Origin of the sequence: Streptomyces sp. WMMC940 (assembly GCF_027460265.1) — a bacterium.
In the GTDB taxonomy this organism is placed as follows: Bacteria; Actinomycetota; Actinomycetes; order Streptomycetales; family Streptomycetaceae; genus Streptomyces.
In genome coordinates this window covers 4054598-4072135 of record NZ_JAPZBC010000001.1, presented here as the reverse complement: position 1 = coordinate 4072135, position 17538 = coordinate 4054598, and the positions used below count along the sequence as shown (strand labels likewise).

Sequence of the window (17538 nt, the reverse complement as noted above, 5' to 3'; positions counted from 1 at the left end):
CGTAGACTGCGCGCGTGGCCAAGGTGACGCGGGACGACGTGGCGCGACTGGCGGGTACTTCGACCGCTGTCGTCAGCTACGTCATCAACAACGGACCCCGGCCGGTCGCCCCGGCCACGCGCGAGCGCGTACTCGCCGCGATCAAGGAGCTGGGCTACCGGCCCGACCGGGTCGCCCAGGCGATGGCCTCGCGGCGCACCGACCTCATAGGCATGATCGTGCCGGACGCCCGCCAGCCGTTCTTCGCGGAGATGGCGCACGCGGTGGAGCGGGCCGCGGCCGACCGCGGAAAGATGGTCCTGGTCGGCAACTCGGACTACCGCGACGAGCGCGAGGTCCACTATCTGCGGGCCTTCCTCGGCATGCGGGTCGCCGGGCTGATCCTGGTCAGCCAGGGTCCGAGCGAGCGGGCCGCAGCGGAGATCGAGGCCTGGGACGCCCGGGTGGTGCTGCTCCACGAGCGCCCCGAGGCGATCGACGACGTCGCCGTCGTCACGGACGACATCGGCGGCGCGCAGCTCGCGACCCGGCACCTGCTGGAGCACGGGCACGCTTACGTGGCGTGCCTGGGCGGGGTCGAGGAGACCCCGGCGGTGGGCGACCCGGTTGCCGACCACGTCGAGGGCTGGCGGCGGGCGATGCTGGAGTCCGGGCGGTCCACCGAGGGCCGGCTGTTCTCGGCGCCGTACAACCGCTACGACGCCTATCGCGTCGCCCTGGACCTCCTGTCCGGACCCGACCGGCCGTCGGCGATCTTCTGCGCGACGGACGACCAGGCGATCGGTGTGCTGCGGGCGGCCCGTGAGCTGCGGATCGACGTGCCCGGTGAGCTGGCGGTGGCGGGCTTCGACGACGTCAAGGAGGCGGCGCTGACCGATCCCCCGCTGACGACGATCGCCTCCGACCGGCCGGCGATGGCACGCGCGGCGGTCGACCTGGTGCTGGACGACGGGCTGCGGGTGGTCGGATCGCGGCGGGAGCGGGTCAAGCAGTTCCCCTCGGCCCTGATCGTGCGCCGTTCCTGCGGCTGCGGCGGCTGATCCGCGGACCCGGCGACCTGCCGGGGGCGGGTGGTCCGGGCACCGCGGGTCCTGGTGCGTCCCGGCCGGGGCATGGCGGTGCCCCGGCCGACGGCACCGGTGCCCCTCGGCCGGGGCGCGGCTCCCCCACTTCGCAGCCCTCCCTTATGGGGCATACAGGCTTCTGTCGGGCTTCTCAGGGCGCCCTCAGCGCACTCTCACGTAGTGGCCCGAGAGTCGTCACCATGACGGACCACTACCGCAGCGGCGACGACGGCACCCATCCCACGCACGCGTACCCTCCGCACCCGTACGCGGGCTCCGGCGACGGGGCGTACCCGCCGCCGCCCCCGCACGCTCCGCCGGCGGGTCGGGCGGCGCACGCCCTCGGAGTGGCGGCGCCCGTCCCCGCCCACCGGGCTCGCGCCAAGCGGCCCGTCGCGCTGATGGCGGCCGTGGCGATCGTGGCCGCGGCCGTCGGCGGCGGGGCGGCGACCCTCGTGGAACGGTTCACGGGGGGCAGCGCGCCCGGCACGCCCGACGACGTCGTCGGAACGACGGTGTCCCAGAGCAGCAAGGGCACCGTCGCCGGTGTCGCGCAGGCCGTCTCCCCCAGCATCGTGGAGATCAACGCCTCGACCGGCTCCGGCAAGTCCACCGGCTCTGGAGTGATCATCACCGCGGACGGCGAGATCGTGACCAACAACCATGTGATCGCGGGCGCGGACACCGTCAAGGTCCGGCTCGACGACGGCAGGGCGTACACCGCGGACGTCGTCGGCACCGACCCCGGCAAGGACCTCGCGCTGGTCAAGCTGCGGGGGGCCAAGGGCCTGAAGGCGGCCGTCCTCGGCGACTCCGGCGCAGTGAAGGTCGGCGACGAGGTCGTCGCGATCGGCTCCCCCGAGGGCCTCACCGGCACCGTGACCAGCGGCATCGTCTCGGCCCTCGACCGGGACGTGACCGTCGCCAAGGACGAGGGTCGCGGGCAGGGGCGGCAGGACCCGCGGGAGAACTGGCCCTTCGAGTTCGGCGGCCAGGAGTTCAACGGGGACACCGGCGACTCCAGGACCACCTACAAGGCCATCCAGACCGACGCCTCCCTCAACCCCGGCAACTCCGGCGGCGCGTTGATCGACATGAACGGCGAGATCATCGGAATCAACTCCGCCATGTACGCGCCGAGCTCGGCGAACGGTTCGACCGCGGGCAGCGTGGGGCTCGGGTTCGCCATCCCCGTCGACACCGTCAAGGCGGACCTGGACAGCCTCCGCTCCGGCGGCGGGTCCTGAGCGCGTGCGAGGCTGGGGCCATGAACTCCACTCCGGATGACGGCGGACGCGTCCTCGTCGTCGACGACGAGCCGGCGGTACGCGACGCCCTCCAGCGCAGCCTCGCGTTCGAGGGCTACGCCACCGAGGTCGCGGTCGACGGTGCCGACGCGCTCGCCAAGGTGGATTCGTACCGGCCGGACCTGATCGTCCTGGACATCCAGATGCCCCGTATGGACGGACTGACCGCCGCGCGCCGGCTGCGCTCAGCCGGCTCCACCCTGCCGATCCTGATGCTGACCGCCCGGGACACCGTCGGCGACCGCGTCACGGGCCTCGACGCCGGGGCCGACGACTACCTGGTGAAGCCGTTCGAGCTGGACGAACTGCTCGCACGGATCAGGGCACTGCTGCGACGCAGCTCGTACGCGCCCGCCGGGACCGGCGGGCAGGCCGGCGAGGTGCTGTCGTTCGCCGATCTCCGGATGGACCCGGCCACCCGCGAGGTCACCCGGGGCCCGCGCCGGGTCGAGCTGACCCGTACCGAGTTCACGCTGCTGGAGCTGTTCCTGGCGCACCCGAGGCAGGTGCTGACCCGTGAGCAGATCCTGAAGACCGTCTGGGGCTTCGACTTCGAGCCGAGCTCCAACTCGCTGGACGTCTACGTCATGTACCTGCGCCGCAAGACCGAGGCGGCCGGTGAGCCGCGCCTGGTCCACACCGTCCGCGGGGTGGGCTACGCCCTGCGGGAGGGGTCCCCGGAGTGATCCGCAGGTTCCGTGCCCTCCCGCTGCGGTCGCGGCTCGCGCTGCTGACGGCGACGGCCGTGGCGGCCGCGGTGGCGGCGGTCGCCGTCGCCTGCTGGCTGCTGGCACGGGCGCAGCTGCGCGACGAGCTCGACACCTCGCTGCGGAACACGGGGGCGCCCCCCGACTCGATCGCGACCGCCCTGGCGGCGTGCCGGACCCCGGCCCGCGCCCAGGCCGCCGAGCGCAAGGCGTTCGCGTACATCCAGGTCATCGGACCCGACGGCACGCGCTGTGTCACGCCGTACTCGGAGCCGGTGAAGGTGCAGCCCAAGGACATCGCGGTCGCGCGGGGCCTCAAGCGGGACGTCCTGCACGGCAGCACCACGGACGACGGCGACGAGGTGCGGGTGCACACCCTCAACGACGCGCCGAACGGCCGGGGACAGGTCACCGTCATGGTCGCCCGCCCCCTCCACGAGATCGACACCGCACTGAACCGACTCGCCCTCCTCCTCACCTTCCTCGCGGGCGCCGGGGTCGTCGCCGCCGGCGCCGCCGGACTGTGGGTCGCCCGCACCGGTCTGAAGCCCGTCGACCGGCTCACCGACGCCGTCGAGCACGTCGCCCGCACCGAGGACCTGACCGTGCGGATCCCGGTGGAGGGCGAGGACGAGATCGCCCGCCTGTCGCGCTCCTTCAACCAGATGACGGCCGCGCTGGCCTCCTCCCGCGACCGGCAGGCCCAGCTCATCGCGGACGCCGGACACGAGCTGCGCACACCGCTGACCTCACTGCGGACCAACATCGACCTGCTGGTCCGCAGCGAACGGACCGGCCGGGCCCTGCCGCCCGACGACCGGGCGGCGCTGCTGGCCTCCGTGAAGGCACAGATGTCGGAGCTGGCCTCGCTGATCGGCGATCTGCAGGAGCTCTCCCGGCCGGACAGCGCGACGCCCGGCCCGGTCCGGGTCGTCGCCCTGCACGACACCGCCCGGACCGCGCTGGAGCGCGTCCGGCTGCGCGGTCCCGAGCTGAGGATCGAGGCCGAGCTGCGGCCCTGGTACGTACGGGCCGAGCCCGCGGCACTGGAGCGGGCCGTCGTCAACGTGCTGGACAACGCGGTGAAGTTCTCGCCGCCGCGCGGAGTGGTCGAGGTGGGGCTGGACCGCGGAGTGCTGACGGTGCGCGACCACGGACCCGGGGTGCCGCCGGAGGAACTCCCTTACGTCTTCGAACGGTTCTGGCGTTCCCCGTCCGCCCGCGCGCTGCCCGGCTCCGGCCTGGGTCTGTCGATCGTGGCCAGGACAGTGCGGCAGGCGGGCGGCGAGGTGGAGCTGCGCCCGGCGGAGGGCGGCGGCACCGTGGCGGTGATCCGTCTGCCGGGGGCGCCCACCCCGCCGCCGGAGGCGCCGTCAGTTGTGCCGGATGAGCGAGTCGACCAGCCCTGACCGGGTGTCGGGAAAGTCGAGCACGACGATTCCGAGCCCTTTCCAGCCGCTCGCCGTGCCGTCCAGGAAGCGGTGGACACGGGGGTTGAGATCGTCGGAGTTCCACCTCGGCGGGAGATACGCCGAGGTGCTGACGAAGTTGACGAACAGCTTGCCGGGCTGCGCGACGGCCTTGCGCAGATGAGCCTCCACCTTGGGGTACTTGTCCCACGGCGGGGCGTTCCAGTCGTCCTGGGTGTCGAAGACGCCGCCGTCCCACCACTTCGGTCCGGGCAGGCCCCCGTTGTCGGCGATCAGGACCACCCTGCCGCGCGCCCGGCCGAGGGCGGGGAGGGCGTTGCCGATGTGGAACAGCGAGCGCCAGCCCCGTACGTCGAGGTAGTCGTCGAAGATGGCGCGGAAGGTGGCGTCGCTCTCGCCCGAGTACTCCTGCTTCACCCGCATCAGGACCGTCTCCGAGGGGTGCGCGCGCAGGAAGTCGCGGCAGGCGACGAGGACGTCGCCGAACATCATGTTCTGGTACGAGGGCCCGTGGTGGATGGCGAACGAACCGTCGATGGCCCGGCAGCGTACGTCCAGGAAGCGGATCCCCGAGTCCAGTTGCTGGGCGATGGTGGTGTTCTGGCACTCCGACCAGGGGCCGCCGAAGCGGGCGCCGGAGTCGTGGGTGCCGGGGATGGTGAGCGTCCGCAGCGCCCTCGCGTCGTCGAAGCCGGACATCCAGTCCTGCGGGCCGAGCGCCCGCCGCGGCGCGGCCGCCGCCGGGCCGGGCACGCCGATGAGAACGGACGCGGAGGCCACTGCCGCGCCCGTGAGGAAACCACGTCTGGTCAAGGACATGCTCGCCTTCCCCTTCGTCGGCCTCCGCGATGTGGGGGGGGTCGCGGTCGGCACCCGGATGATGGCAGACATGCCCATGACACAGAATGGGTCGGGCGGGAACCGCGGAAAGAGCCGAGGGGCGGCGGACCGGTGGTCCGCCGCCCCTCGGCATGCGCAGGGCTCAGCCGGTCACCTGACGACCGTGATCCGGCCCGTGGCCGGCGGCGCCAGCGGGGCACTCGGGCTGGAGTGCGCGGCGAAGTAGGCGTTGAGCAGGTCCAGGTCGGACGCGCCCACCAGCTTGTTCTTGTGCTCCTTCAGCACGGCGAAGCCGTCGCCGCCGCCCGCGAGGAACTCGTTCATCGCGACGCGGTAGGTCTTCGCCGGGTCGATCGGCTCACCGTTCAGCTTCACCGAGCCCGTCACGATCCGGTCGGCACCGGTCTTCGTCATGTCCAGGGTGTAGGTGAAGCCCTCCGACACCTGGAGGATCTTCGGCGCGGCCTGGTTGGGGCCGCTGACCTGCTGCTGGAGCGCGGTGATCAGCTGGGCACCGGTAAGGTCGACCGCCGTCATCATGTTGGTGAACGGCTGCACGGTGAAGGCCTCGCCGTAGGTCACGACGCCGTCACCCTCGCTGCCGGACGCCTTGTGGACCAGGCCGGCGCGGATGCCGCCCGGGTTCATCAGCGCGAGCTGCGCACCGCCCTTGTCGGCCGGGGCCATGCCCTCCAGCTGGGCGTCCGCGATCAGGTTGCCGGCCGGACGCTCGGGCGAGTCGGCGGGGTTCTCGATGTCCGCGGAGATGTGGCCGACGGGCCTGTTGGCGATCGGGGCCGCCAGCGTGTTCCAGCGGTCGATGAGCCGGGTCATGTCCGCCGCCTTGGGCACGTCACGGGTGACGACGTGGTTGGCGGACGCGACGGACGTGCGCACGATGTCGCGGGTGCGGCGGTCGTACGTGAGCGTCGTGTCGGTGTAGAGCTTGCCGAACGACGCGGCCGAGGTGACCGTGCGCGGCTTGCCGGAGGGGTCCGGGATCGTGCACGCGTACGCCTGGTGGGTGTGGCCGGTGACCAGGGCGTCGACCTGGGGGCTGACCTTCTTGGCGATGTCGACGATCGGGCCGGAGATGCCGTCGCCCGGGCCGGGGCTGTCGCAGTCGTAGTTGTACGAGCCGGAGGCCGGCGCGCCGCCCTCGTGCAGCAGCGCGACGATCGACTTCACGCCCTTGCGCTCCAGCACCTTGGTGTACTTGTTGATCGTCTCGATCTCGTCGCCGAACTTCAGGCCCTTGATGCCCTCGGCGCTGACGATGTCCGGGGTGCCCTCGAGGGTGACGCCGATGAAGCCGATCCTCACCCCGTTCTTCTCCCAGACGAAGTACGGGTCCAGGACCGGGCGGCCGGACTTCTCGTTGGTGACGTTGGCCGCGAGGTACGGGAAGTCCGCCCCGCGGAAGGTCTTCGGCTTGCCGTTGGCCTTCTTCTCGTAGCAGCCCTCGACCGGGTGGCAGCCGCCGTTCTGCAGCCGGGCGAGCTCCTTGGCGCCCTCGTCGAACTCGTGGTTGCCGACGGAGGTCACATCGAGCTTCAGCTTGTTGAGCGCCTCGATGGTCGGCTCGTCGTGGAAGAGACCGGAGAGCATCGGCGAAGCGCCGACCATGTCGCCGGCCGCCGCCGTGATCGAGTACCTGTTGCCCTTGCGCGCCTCGCGCAGATGCGTGGCGAGGTACTCGGCGCCGCCCGCGTCGATGGTGCGGGTGGTGCCGTCCTCGTTGGTGTGGGTGACCCGGCCCGCCGAACCTGCGGGCGGCTGCAGATTGCCGTGCAGGTCGTTGAAGGACAGCAGCTGGACGTCGACGGTGCGGCCGTAACCGTGTCCGTGGCCGTGGCCGTGTCCCTTGCCGCGCTCGTGAGCCCCGGCGGGCATCGCGGCGACCAGTGCGCCGACGGTGGTCAGTCCGGCGGCGGCCGCGAGTACGCGGCGACGCTTCTGGTGCGATGTCGCTGGCATCTGTCCCCTTGTCAGTTCAGCGTGAAACGACTGTCCTCAGCCGGGCAGCCTAGAGTCAACGCGCGTAGCGCGACAGGGGGTAGCGGGTTACGAGCTGGTATCCGATCCGGTTCGGCGCCGCGCCGTACCCTCGTCGTATGACTGACGCAGCTCCCGCAGCCATCGAGCCCGGCCGGCAGATCAAGACCCTCGACGAGCTCACCCCCGAGCTGGCCGACGACGTGCTCGGCCTGCTGTCCGTCGCCGCCCGCGCCGACGGAGTCCAGGCCGTCTCCGAACAGGGCCGGCTGTATCTGCGCCACGGCCGGCGCGAGGGGGTACGGCACTTCGTGCTCACCGTCGCCGGGGACCTCCGCGGATACGCCCAACTGGAGGGAACCGACCCGGTGGAGGCCCCCGCGGCCGAGCTGGTCGTCCATCCGGCGCACCGCGGCCGCGGCCACGGCCGGGCCCTCGGGAACGCGCTGCTCGGCGCGTCCGGCAAGCGGCTGCGGATGTGGGCGCACGGCGGCAAGTCCGCGGCCCGCCATCTCGCCCAGGTGCTCGGCCTGACCCTGTTCCGCGAACTGCGCCAGCTGAGGCGCCCGTTGAGCCCGCTCGACATCGCGGAACCGATCCTTCCGGAAGGCGTGACGGTCCGCACCTTCGTCCCCGGCCAGGACGACGCCGCCTGGCTCGCGGTCAACGCCTCCGCCTTCGCCCACCACCCCGAGCAGGGCTCGGTCACCCAGCGCGACCTCGACGACCGCAAGGAGGAGGCCTGGTTCGACCCCAAGGGCTTCTTCCTCGCCGAGCGCGGGGGCGAGATCGTCGGCTTCCACTGGACGAAGCTCCACGCCGAGGACCAGCTCGGTGAGGTGTACGTACTGGGTATCCGCCCCGACGCCCAGGGCACCGGCCTCGGCAAGGCCCTGACGGCGGTCGGACTGCGCCATCTCGCGGCACAGGGCGTACCGACGGCCATGCTGTACGTCGACGCGGACAACCCGGCGGCCCTGCGGGTCTACGAACGGCTCGGGTTCACCACGCACGAGGTGGACCTGATGTACCGCACGGAGACCTGAGCGGCCCGTACCGCGCGGGGCCGGCGGGTCGCCGACGCCGGCGACCCGAGTGCGGGCCCTGTCCGGCGGACAGCGCACCCGCGTCGCGCGCCCTGACCCTCGGCAAGCGAGCCGAGGTCCTGCTCCCGGACGAGCCGACGGCGGACCCCGACCTCCTGGCGCGGCGCCAGGTGCTGGGCCTGCTGGTCCACCGCGCCTTCGCGGCGATGGGCGTCGCGGGCCCGGTGACCGGGACGGTGATGCTCGTCCTCGGCACCGTCCGGCATACCCTCTGGCCGACGGAGACCCTCACCGGCCGGCCCCTGCCCCACCCCCGCGACACCTGGTGGGTGGAGGCCGGAAGCCTCGGCCCGGCGGGCGAGCGCACCTCCTCGGTGATGTGCCCCGGCTACCGGGACCCTGCGACGGCGGCGGGACGGGCGTCACCGACTTCGCCAGGACCCATCCGCCCTCGCACTTCTGGCCGATCCAGCTCGTCGAGACCGGCATCGTCCTGGCCCTCGCCGCCGTGGCGACGTACGCGGCCTTCCGGGTGCTGCGCCGGCGGCACGGCTGACAACTCGCCGCCCGCGCGGGCGTGGTGGACGGGGGTCACCACCACCGCGCGGGCGGTGGCACGACACGAGATGCCCGGCGGGTATCCCGTACGACATGTTCTCGTTACCGGCCATTCAGCGACCCTTGCAACCCTCACGGAATGCAGCCCGCTGTGCCCCCCGCCCCGCGGAACGGGCGTTCCCACCCCACCAGGCCCCGCTCCGGCGCGCCCGGTCACCCCTTTGCGCGGAACAATGGGTCCATGAGTCAGCAGCCCGCCGAGGTACCGGTCCAGAACGCCCAGCCGTCCGTCGGATCCATCGCCGCGCACCGCCCCCACACGGTGTCCGGCCCGGTCTCCGACCTGGAGCCCGACATCGACGCCGACCTCGACGCCTATGAGGCCGAACCGGAGGACGCGGAGCTGCCCCAGGGCCGTTTCCTGGACCGCGAGCGCAGCTGGCTCGCGTTCAACGAACGGGTCCTGGAACTCGCCGAGGACCCCGCCACACCCCTCCTCGAACGGGCGAACTTCCTGGCGATCTTCGCCTCGAACCTGGACGAGTTCTTCATGGTCCGGGTGGCCGGACTGAAGCGCCGCATCGCGACCGGCGTCGCCACCCGCTCCGCCTCCGGGCTGCAGCCCCGCGAGGTCCTGGAGCTGATCTGGAACCGCTCCCGCGAGCTCATGGCCCGGCACGCCGCCTGCTTCCAGCAGGACGTCGCCCCGGCCCTCGCCGACGAGGGCATCCACCTCATCCGCTGGCCCGAGCTCACGGAGAAGGAACAGGCCCGCCTGTTCACCCTCTTCCGCCAGCAGATCTTCCCGGTGCTCACCCCGCTGGCCGTGGACCCCGCGCACCCCTTCCCGTACATCTCGGGCCTGTCGCTGAACCTCGCCGTGGTCGTCCGCAACCCGGTCAGCGGCCACCGCCACTTCGCCCGGGTGAAGGTGCCGCCGCTGCTGTCCCGCTTCCTGGAGGCCTCGCCCCAGCGGTACGTGCCACTGGAAGACGTCATCGCGGCCCACCTGGAGGAGCTGTTCCCCGGCATGGAGGTGCTCGCGCACCACATGTTCCGGGTGACCAGGAACGAGGACCTGGAGGTCGAGGAGGACGACGCCGAGAACCTGCTCCAGGCCCTGGAGAAGGAGCTGCTGCGCCGGCGCTTCGGCCCGCCGGTCCGGCTGGAGGTCGAGGAGTCCATCGACCCGTACGTGCTGGACCTGCTCGTCCGGGAGCTGAAGATCTCCGAGTCCGAGGTCTACCCGCTGCCCGGCCCGCTGGACCTGACGGGCCTGTTCGGGATCGTGTCGCTCGACCGGCCCGAGCTGAAGTACCCGAAGTTCATCGCCGGCACCCACCGCGACCTCGCCGAGGTCGAGTCGGCGTCGGCGCCCGACATCTTCGCCGCGCTGCGGGAGCGGGACGTACTCCTGCACCACCCGTACGACTCCTTCTCCACCTCCGTCCAGGCCTTCCTGGAGCAGGCGGCGGCCGACCCGGACGTCCTCGCGATCAAGCAGACGCTGTACCGGACCTCCGGCAAGTCCCCGATCGTGGACGCCCTGATCGACGCCGCCGAGTCCGGCAAGCAGGTCCTCGTCCTCGTGGAGATCAAGGCACGCTTCGACGAGCAGGCCAACATCAAGTGGGCCCGGAAGCTGGAGGAGGCGGGCTGCCACGTGGTCTACGGCCTCGTCGGCCTGAAGACCCACTGCAAGCTGTCGCTCGTGGTGCGCCAGGAGGGCGACGTCCTGCGCCGCTACTCGCACGTCGGCACCGGCAACTACCACCCCAAGACCGCCAGGCTGTACGAGGACCTGGGGCTGCTCACCGCGGACCCGCAGGTCGGCGCCGACCTCTCCGACCTGTTCAACCGGCTCTCCGGCTACTCGCGCCGCGAGACGTACCGCCGGCTGCTGGTCGCCCCGAAGTCGCTGCGCGACGGACTCGTCGCCCGGGTCAACAAGGAGATCGTCCACCACCGGGCCGGCCGTCCCGCGTACGTCCGCATCAAGGTCAACTCGATGGTCGACGAGGCGATCATCGACGCCCTGTACCGCGCGTCCCGGGCCGGTGTGCCGGTGGACGTCTGGGTCCGCGGGATCTGCGCGATCCGGCCGGACGTCCCCGGCCTGTCCGAGAACATACGGGTCCGTTCCGTCCTCGGGCGCTTCCTCGAGCACTCCCGGATCTTCGCCTTCGGCAACGGCGGCGAACCCGAGGTGTGGATCGGCAGCGCCGACATGATGCACCGCAACCTCGACCGCCGTATCGAGGCACTCGTCCGGGTCACCGACCCGGCTCACCGCGCGGCCCTGACCCGGCTGCTGGAGACCGGCATGTCCGATTCCACCTCGTCCTGGCACCTCGGTCCGGACGGCGAGTGGAGCCGTCATGCCACGGACGCGGACGGACAACCACTGCGGCACATCCAGGAGATGCTCATAGACGCCCGGAGGCGCCGGCGTGCACAACCATGACCTTCCCCTGGCGCCGCGGGGGGCCGGCGCCGAACAGGTCCTGGCCGGATATCTGCAGGAACAGGCCGGCGGCTTCCTCCGCAGTCTGCGACTGCACGGCGAGAGCGGTGCGGACACGCAGGGCGCGGCGGAGGCCGTCCGGTCCCTGCGGCGGGCCGCACGCCGCATCCGCGGCACCCTCCACACCTTCCGTCCCCTGCTGGACCAGGCCTGGGCGGACCAACTGCGCACCGAGCTCGCCTGGCTGTCCGGGGTCCTCGCCGAGGAACACGCCTGTACGGCACGGCTGACCCGGCTGCTCGACGCCCTGGCCCGGCTCTCGGGCACCCAGCCGGTGCCGGCGGCCCGGGCCGCGGACGGCGACGCCCGGGCCGGGGCACCCGCGGACGGCTCTCCGACAGCTCCCTCCGAGGGGCCGCCCGCCGCCGAACGGCCCGGCCGCGGCACCCTCACCGTGGGCGGCGCCCGCGCCGGGGCGCTGCTGGAGCGGCAGCTGACGCTCGGCCGCACCCGGGCCCACTCCGCCGCCCTCCAGGCGCTCGGCTCCTCACGGTTCCACGCGGTCGCGGACGCCGTCGCCCTGCTCGCCTCCGAGGTACCGCTGGCCCCGCCCGCCGGGGCGCCCGGCGCCGCCCTCGCGGCGCACGCGGAGGTCGCCGAGCGCAGGCTGCTCGACGCGGTCACCGCACTGCCGCTGACCCGCGCGGCCCACCCGTACAACGCGGAGGCCCTGGTCCACGGCCTCGCCACCGCCTCCGCGGGCGAGGCGCAGGACGCCCCGTGGCACCAGGTGCGGCACCTGCTGCGGCTCCACCGCTACGCCCAGGAGGTGCTGTACGCGGATGACGGCACCTGCCCCGGTCGGCGGCTCACCGCAGCGGGCCGCACCCTCGACCGGCACCGCGACGCCGCCGAGGCGGCCGCGGCCGCCGCCTCCGCCGCCCGCACGCCCCGTATCGCACCGGCCACCGCGTACGCCCTCGGCGTGCTCCACGCCGACCAGCGCCACGAGGTCGAGGCCGCCCGCTTCGCCTTCCAGCGGACATGGCGGGAAGCGCCCCCCGGACAGGACGGGCCCCGGGACGAGCACGCGCTGGCCGCGCCATGAGCACCGCCCCCGACGGCACCGTCCTCGCGGCCGGCTGCGTCCTGTGGCGCCGCTCCCCGCAGACGGCCGGGGGAATCGAGATCTGCCTGGTCCACCGCCCCAGGTACGACGACTGGTCGCACCCGAAGGGCAAGCTCAAGCGGGGCGAGCCGGCACTCGAGGGGGCGCTGCGCGAGGTCCGTGAGGAGACCGGACACCAGGGGGTGCCGGGCCCGGTCCTGCCGACGGTCCGCTACCTCGTCGCCGGCCGCCCCAAGCAGGTCAGCTACTGGGCCGCCGAAGCCCCCTCGCCCGGTGACTTCACCCCCGGCCACGAGGTCGACCGCATCGCCTGGCTGCCCCCGGACGCCGCCCGCCGCCGGATCACCGAACCGCGCGACCGGACCCTCGTCGACGCCCTGCTGAAGGCCATCGGCACCCGCTGACCAGGGAAACCGCGTTCCGTCCCGAACCCGCGAAACCCACCGCACACCGGCACCACCACTGCGGCGGGGCGCGTACCGCCCCGGCCGCAGCCCGCCCGCGACATCGCCGGGCCGGATCCCGCGACGCCCTGCCCGCCGAGGCCCAAGGTCACGCCCCGATAAAGGCGGAACTTCTTTGTCCGGCAGGGTTCACCTCCCGTTCACCACGCCCCGTCGGCCGCTTCACCTGATCTGCCTAATTTCGGGCTTACCCGGTGACCGGCAGAGTGCCGCGCCACCCACCCCGACACACGCCGCCGTAGAACGACGAGGCAGACCGAGCCCCGTCCGCGACCCGGCGGCTTCTGGAAGGAACACCCGAAAGTGAAGCTTCAGCGCAAGAACGGGCTTCGCGCCACCGCGCTCGGCGCCCTCGCCGTGTCCGGCGCCCTGGTCCTCACGGCGTGTGGTTCGGACGACAACACCGGCGGCACCGGCGGCGCCGGCGAGAAGACGACCGCCGCGTCGAACATCAAGTGCGACGACGCCAAGGGCCAGCTCCTGGCGGCGGGGTCGACCGCACAGAAGAACGCCATGGACCTCTGGGTGAAGAACTTCCAGGCGGCCTGCTCCGGCGTCGAGGTCAACTACCAGGCCATCGGCTCCGGCGGTGGCATCACCAAGTTCACCCAGGGCCAGGTGGCCTTCGCCGGCTCCGACTCCGCGCTGAAGCCGGAGGAGGTCGAGGAGTCCAAGAAGGTCTGCAAGACGGGCCAGGGCATCAACCTGCCGATGGTGGGCGGCCCCGTGGCCATCGGCTACAACCTCAGCGGCGTGGACAACCTCGTCCTCGACGCCCCCACCCTGGCCAAGATCTTCGACACGAAGATCAAGAAGTGGAACGACCCGGCGATCGCCAAGCTCAACCCGGGCGTCAGCCTCCCCGGCACCACGATCCAGGCGTTCCACCGCTCGGACGAGTCCGGCACCACCCAGAACCTGCACAAGTACCTCAGCGAGGCCGCCCCGGCCGAGTGGAAGCACGACCCGAAGTCGAAGTCGTGGGAGGCCCCCGGCGGCCAGGCCGCCAGCGGCTCCTCCGGTGTGGCTTCCTCCGTCAAGGGCACCGAGGGCGCGATCGGCTACTTCGAACTGTCCTACGCGACCGCCCAGAAGATCAGCACGGTCAAGCTCGACACCGGCGCCTCCGCCCCGGTCGAGGCCACCACCGAGAACGCCTCGAAGGCCATCGCCGCCGCCAAGGTCAAGGGCACCGGAAACGACGTCGCCCTCAGCCTCGACTACAAGACCCAGGCCGACGGCGCCTACCCGATCATCCTGGTCACGTACGAGATCGCCTGCGACAAGGGCAACAAGACGGAGACCCTGCCCGCGCTGAAGGCGTTCCTGAACTACACCGTCAGCGACGAGGGCCAGAAGGTCCTCTCGGACGCCGGCTACGCGCCGCTGCCGACCGAGATCGCGGCCAAGGTCCGCGAGATCGTCCCCACCCTGTCCTGACCCGACCGGGGCCGGTCCGTCCACCACGACGGGCCGGCCCCGGCATCCGGTGCACCGCCGCCGGGAGCCTCACGGCTCCGCAGACCGGAGAAACCATTGATGGCAACCACCACTCAGACCGACACGCCGCCTCCACCGCGGCCGGCCGCAGCAGCCAAGCCCAGGACCCGCCCGGGAGACCGTGTCTTCCTGGGCCTGTCCCGTGGTTCCGGCATCACCCTGCTGCTGATCATGGCCGCGATCGCGGGCTTCCTCAGCTACCGTGCCTTCCTCGCCATCTCGAAGGACCAGGGGAACTTCCTCACCACCTTCGAGTGGAACCCGGCCGGTGACCCGCCGGTCTTCGGCATCGCCGTCCTGGCCTTCGGCACGATCGTCTCCTCGGTCATCGCCATGGCCATCGCCGTACCCGTCGCGGTCGGCATCGCGCTGTTCATCTCGCACTACGCGCCGCGCAAGCTCGCAGCACCGCTCGCCTACATCGTGGACCTGCTCGCGGCCGTGCCGAGCATCATCTACGGCCTCTGGGGCGCGATCTTCCTCGTCCCCTATCTCGACGGCCTCAACCAGTGGCTCGACGAGTACATGGGCTGGACGTACATCTTCGACAAGTCCGGTGACGGCCCCGCGCGCAACCTGTTCACCGTCGGCATCCTGCTGGCGATCATGATCCTGCCGATCATCACCAATGTCACCCGTGAGGTCTTCCTCCAGGTCCCGAAGATGCACGAGGAGGCCGCACTCGCCCTCGGAGCCACCCGCTGGGAGGTCATCCGCATGTCGGTGCTCCCCTTCGGCCGCTCCGGCATCATCAGCGCCTCCATGCTCGGACTGGGCCGCGCGCTCGGCGAGACCATGGCCGTCGCCGTGGTCCTCTCCCCGAGCTTCCTGATCTCCGGCCATCTGCTCGACCCGGGCGGCGGCACCTTCGCCCAGAACATCGCCTCGAAGTTCAACGAGGCCAATGAGTTCGGCCGCGACGCCCTCATCGCCTCCGGTCTCGTTCTCTTCGTCATCACCCTGCTGGTCAACGGCGCGGCCCGGTGGATCATCGCCCGTCGCAAGGAGTACTCGGGGGCCAACGCATGAGCCACCTCGTCCAGGATCGGCCGGTCACGACCGCGCGCGTGAACCACCTCTCCCACGCCCGGCTCCCCCGCTGGGCCCAGCCGGCCATCGCCGTCGGCGCCGCTGCCGCGGGCGTCGGCCTCGGCATGGCCGCCGGCTGGCAGAGCCGAACACAGTGGGGCTTGCTGGCTGCGCTGCTCTTCGTGCTCGCCAGCTATCTGATCACCACGAAGGTGGAAGGCAGGCGCCAGGCCAAGGACCGCGTCGCCACCAGCATCGTCTGGGTCGCCTTCGTCCTCGCCGTCGTCCCGCTCGTCTCCCTGTCATGGGTCACGATCAGCAACGGCCTGGAAGTACTCGACCCGTACTTCCTCAGCCACTCCATGAACGCGGTTCTCGACGCCGAGACCGGCGGCGGGGTGTACCACGCTCTGCTCGGCACGATCGAGCAGGTCCTCATCGCCACTCTGATCGCCGCCCCGGTCGGCCTGTTCACCGCGGTCTACCTCGTCGAGTACGGCGGTGGGAAGCTGGCCAAGGCCGTCACCTTCTTCGTCGACGTCATGACGGGCATCCCGTCCATCGTCGCGGGTCTGTTCGTCCTGGCCACCTGGAATCTGATGCTGGGCTTCGGGCCCTCCGGATTCGCCGGCGCGCTGGCGCTCGCCATCCTGATGATGCCGGTCGTCGTCCGCTCCACCGAGGAGATGCTCAAGCTCGTCCCGAACGAGCTGCGCGAGGCCTCGCTCGCGCTGGGCGTCCCCAAGTGGCGGACGATCCTCAAGGTGGTCCTCCCGACCGCGATCGGCGGCATCACCACGGGCGTCATGCTCGCGGTGGCCCGCATCACCGGTGAGACGGCTCCCGTGCTGCTGCTCGTCTTCGGTACGAAGCTGATCAACCCGAACCCCTTCGAAGGCGCCCAGGCGTCCCTGCCGCTGTACGTGTACGAGCAGTACGCCGTCGGCACCGACGCCTCCATCTCCCGCGCCTGGGCAGCGGCCCTGGTGCTGATCGCCTTCGTCATGATCCTCAACCTGGTGGCCCGCGGCATCGCCCGCTGGAAGGCCCCGAAGACCGGCCGCTGAGCGCGCGGCGATTTGGAAGTGACTGAGTAATGGCCAAGCGAATCGACATCAGCGGACTGTCCGCCTTCTACGGCTCCCACAAGGCGATCGAGGACATCTCGATGACCGTGGAGCCCCGCTCGGTGACGGCCTTCATCGGCCCCTCCGGCTGCGGCAAGTCCACGTTCCTGCGCACCCTGAACCGTATGCACGAGGTCACCCCCGGCGGCCGCGTCGAGGGCAAGGTGATGCTGGACGACGAGAACCTGTACGGCAAGGACGTCGACCCCGTCGCGGTGCGGCGCACGGTCGGCATGGTGTTCCAGCGCCCCAACCCGTTCCCCACCATGTCGATCTTCGACAACGTGGCAGCGGGCCTGCGGCTGAACGGCTCGTACAAGAAGAACCAGCTCAACGACATCGTCGAGCGCTCCCTCCGGGGCGCGAACCTCTGGAACGAGGTCAAGGACCGCCTCAACAAGCCCGGCTCGGGCCTCTCCGGCGGTCAGCAGCAGCGTCTGTGCATCGCCCGCGCGATCGCGGTCGAGCCGGACGTCCTGCTGATGGACGAGCCCTGCTCGGCGCTCGACCCGATCTCCACCCTGGCGATCGAGGACCTGATCGGCGAGCTGAAGGAGCGCTTCACGATCGTCATCGTGACGCACAACATGCAGCAGGCGGCGCGCGTCTCCGACCGCACGGCGTTCTTCAACCTCGCGGCGGTCGGTCAGCCCGGCAAGCTCGTCGAGATAGACGAGACGGAGCGGATCTTCTCCAACCCGTCCGTCCAGGCGACCGAGGACTACATCTCGGGCCGCTTCGGCTGAGCACCCCGTACTGCCCCGCGGTGCTGCATGGCGGTGCCACCGCAGGGCGAACGGTCGGCCCCCTCTCATCCGAGCGGGGGCCGACGTCTTGCCGCCCGGCGGTCCGCGGGACCGCCTCCCGTGCCCGGGGCG

General features: G+C 71.6%; 15 protein-coding genes. 13 read left to right on the top strand and 2 right to left on the bottom strand.

All coding sequences use genetic code 11. The features are described from left to right. Positions 1–14 precede the first annotated feature (14 nt). From O7595_RS17895 to O7595_RS17880, 4 genes are all read left to right on the top strand, one after another. Positions 15–1040 carry a LacI family DNA-binding transcriptional regulator gene (locus O7595_RS17895; RefSeq protein WP_269729654.1) on the top strand — a complete coding sequence of 342 codons (1026 nt, stop codon included), beginning with the start codon at positions 15–17 and terminating at the stop codon, positions 1038–1040. Positions 1041–1264: 224 nt separating this feature from the next. Beyond that, a complete protein-coding gene (locus O7595_RS17890; protein ID WP_269729653.1) occupies positions 1265–2311 on the top strand; it encodes a S1C family serine protease in 1047 nt (348 codons plus the stop codon). 20 nt (positions 2312–2331) lie between these two features. Further along, positions 2332–3057 carry a response regulator transcription factor gene (locus O7595_RS17885; RefSeq protein ID WP_269729652.1) on the top strand — a complete coding sequence of 242 codons (726 nt, stop codon included), beginning with the start codon at positions 2332–2334 and terminating at the stop codon, positions 3055–3057. Further along, positions 3054–4487: a sensor histidine kinase gene (locus O7595_RS17880; protein ID WP_269729651.1), complete on the top strand. Its 1434-nt coding sequence runs from the start codon at positions 3054–3056 to the stop codon at positions 4485–4487. Before O7595_RS17885 ends, O7595_RS17880 begins: the two co-directional genes overlap by 4 nt. Here O7595_RS17880 and O7595_RS17875 read toward each other — a convergent pair. Both O7595_RS17875 and O7595_RS17870 read right to left on the bottom strand, forming a co-directional pair. After that, entirely contained in the window at positions 4452–5327 is an 876-nt protein-coding gene (locus O7595_RS17875) for a phosphatidylinositol-specific phospholipase C (RefSeq protein WP_269729650.1), read from the bottom strand. The two genes, O7595_RS17880 and O7595_RS17875, sit on opposite strands and share 36 nt — an antisense overlap. Positions 5328–5498: 171 nt before the next feature. Then, positions 5499–7325 (bottom strand): bifunctional metallophosphatase/5'-nucleotidase, encoded by a 1827-nt coding sequence (locus O7595_RS17870; protein WP_269729649.1) that lies wholly within the window; start codon positions 7323–7325, stop codon positions 5499–5501. 137 nt (positions 7326–7462) lie between these two features. Here O7595_RS17870 and mshD point away from each other — a divergent pair, with 137 nt between their 5' ends. From mshD to pstB, 9 genes are all read left to right on the top strand, one after another. Continuing rightward, on the top strand, positions 7463–8389 hold the full coding sequence (gene mshD / locus O7595_RS17865) for a mycothiol synthase (RefSeq protein ID WP_269729648.1): 927 nt from the start codon (positions 7463–7465) through the stop codon (positions 8387–8389). Positions 8390–8768: 379 nt separating this feature from the next. Next, a complete protein-coding gene (locus O7595_RS17860) occupies positions 8769–8945 on the top strand; it encodes a hypothetical protein (protein WP_269729647.1) in 177 nt (58 codons plus the stop codon). A gap of 243 nt (positions 8946–9188) precedes the next feature. Further along, entirely contained in the window at positions 9189–11411 is a 2223-nt protein-coding gene (locus O7595_RS17855; RefSeq protein ID WP_269729646.1) for an RNA degradosome polyphosphate kinase, read from the top strand. Next, on the top strand, positions 11398–12519 hold the full coding sequence (locus O7595_RS17850) for a CHAD domain-containing protein (RefSeq protein WP_269729645.1): 1122 nt from the start codon (positions 11398–11400) through the stop codon (positions 12517–12519). The genes O7595_RS17855 and O7595_RS17850 overlap by 14 nt, the downstream gene beginning before the upstream one ends. Further along, positions 12516–12944 carry an NUDIX hydrolase gene (locus O7595_RS17845; RefSeq protein ID WP_269729644.1) on the top strand — a complete coding sequence of 143 codons (429 nt, stop codon included), beginning with the start codon at positions 12516–12518 and terminating at the stop codon, positions 12942–12944. Before O7595_RS17850 ends, O7595_RS17845 begins: the two co-directional genes overlap by 4 nt. A gap of 363 nt (positions 12945–13307) precedes the next feature. Then, positions 13308–14444, top strand: a complete 1137-nt coding sequence (gene pstS, locus O7595_RS17840) for a phosphate ABC transporter substrate-binding protein PstS (protein ID WP_269729643.1) — start codon at positions 13308–13310, stop codon at positions 14442–14444. Between the two features lie 99 nt (positions 14445–14543). Further along, entirely contained in the window at positions 14544–15533 is a 990-nt protein-coding gene (pstC, locus tag O7595_RS17835) for a phosphate ABC transporter permease subunit PstC (protein ID WP_269729642.1), read from the top strand. Then, positions 15530–16600, top strand: coding sequence for a phosphate ABC transporter permease PstA (gene pstA, locus O7595_RS17830; protein WP_269729641.1), 1071 nt, complete (start codon positions 15530–15532; stop codon positions 16598–16600). Before pstC ends, pstA begins: the two co-directional genes overlap by 4 nt. 29 nt (positions 16601–16629) lie before the next feature. Continuing rightward, complete coding sequence (gene pstB / locus O7595_RS17825) at positions 16630–17406, top strand: phosphate ABC transporter ATP-binding protein PstB (RefSeq protein ID WP_269729640.1); 777 nt, start codon at positions 16630–16632, stop codon at positions 17404–17406. The last annotated feature ends 132 nt before the right edge of the window (positions 17407–17538 follow it).

Excerpts from the sequence above, each read along its gene's own strand:
- O7595_RS17870 (WP_269729649.1), bottom strand. The coding sequence starts at position 7,325 with ATGCCAGCGACATCGCACCAGAAGCGTCGCCGCGTACTCGCGGCCGCC.
- pstC (WP_269729642.1), top strand. The coding sequence starts at position 14,544 with ATGGCAACCACCACTCAGACCGACACGCCGCCTCCACCGCGGCCGGCC.
- O7595_RS17845 (WP_269729644.1), top strand. The coding sequence starts at position 12,516 with ATGAGCACCGCCCCCGACGGCACCGTCCTCGCGGCCGGCTGCGTCCTG.
- mshD (WP_269729648.1), top strand. The coding sequence starts at position 7,463 with ATGACTGACGCAGCTCCCGCAGCCATCGAGCCCGGCCGGCAGATCAAG.
- O7595_RS17885 (WP_269729652.1), top strand. The coding sequence starts at position 2,332 with ATGAACTCCACTCCGGATGACGGCGGACGCGTCCTCGTCGTCGACGAC.
- pstA (WP_269729641.1), top strand. The coding sequence starts at position 15,530 with ATGAGCCACCTCGTCCAGGATCGGCCGGTCACGACCGCGCGCGTGAAC.
- O7595_RS17855 (WP_269729646.1), top strand. The coding sequence starts at position 9,189 with ATGAGTCAGCAGCCCGCCGAGGTACCGGTCCAGAACGCCCAGCCGTCC.
- O7595_RS17875 (WP_269729650.1), bottom strand. The coding sequence starts at position 5,327 with ATGTCCTTGACCAGACGTGGTTTCCTCACGGGCGCGGCAGTGGCCTCC.
- O7595_RS17890 (WP_269729653.1), top strand. The coding sequence starts at position 1,265 with ATGACGGACCACTACCGCAGCGGCGACGACGGCACCCATCCCACGCAC.
- pstB (WP_269729640.1), top strand. The coding sequence starts at position 16,630 with ATGGCCAAGCGAATCGACATCAGCGGACTGTCCGCCTTCTACGGCTCC.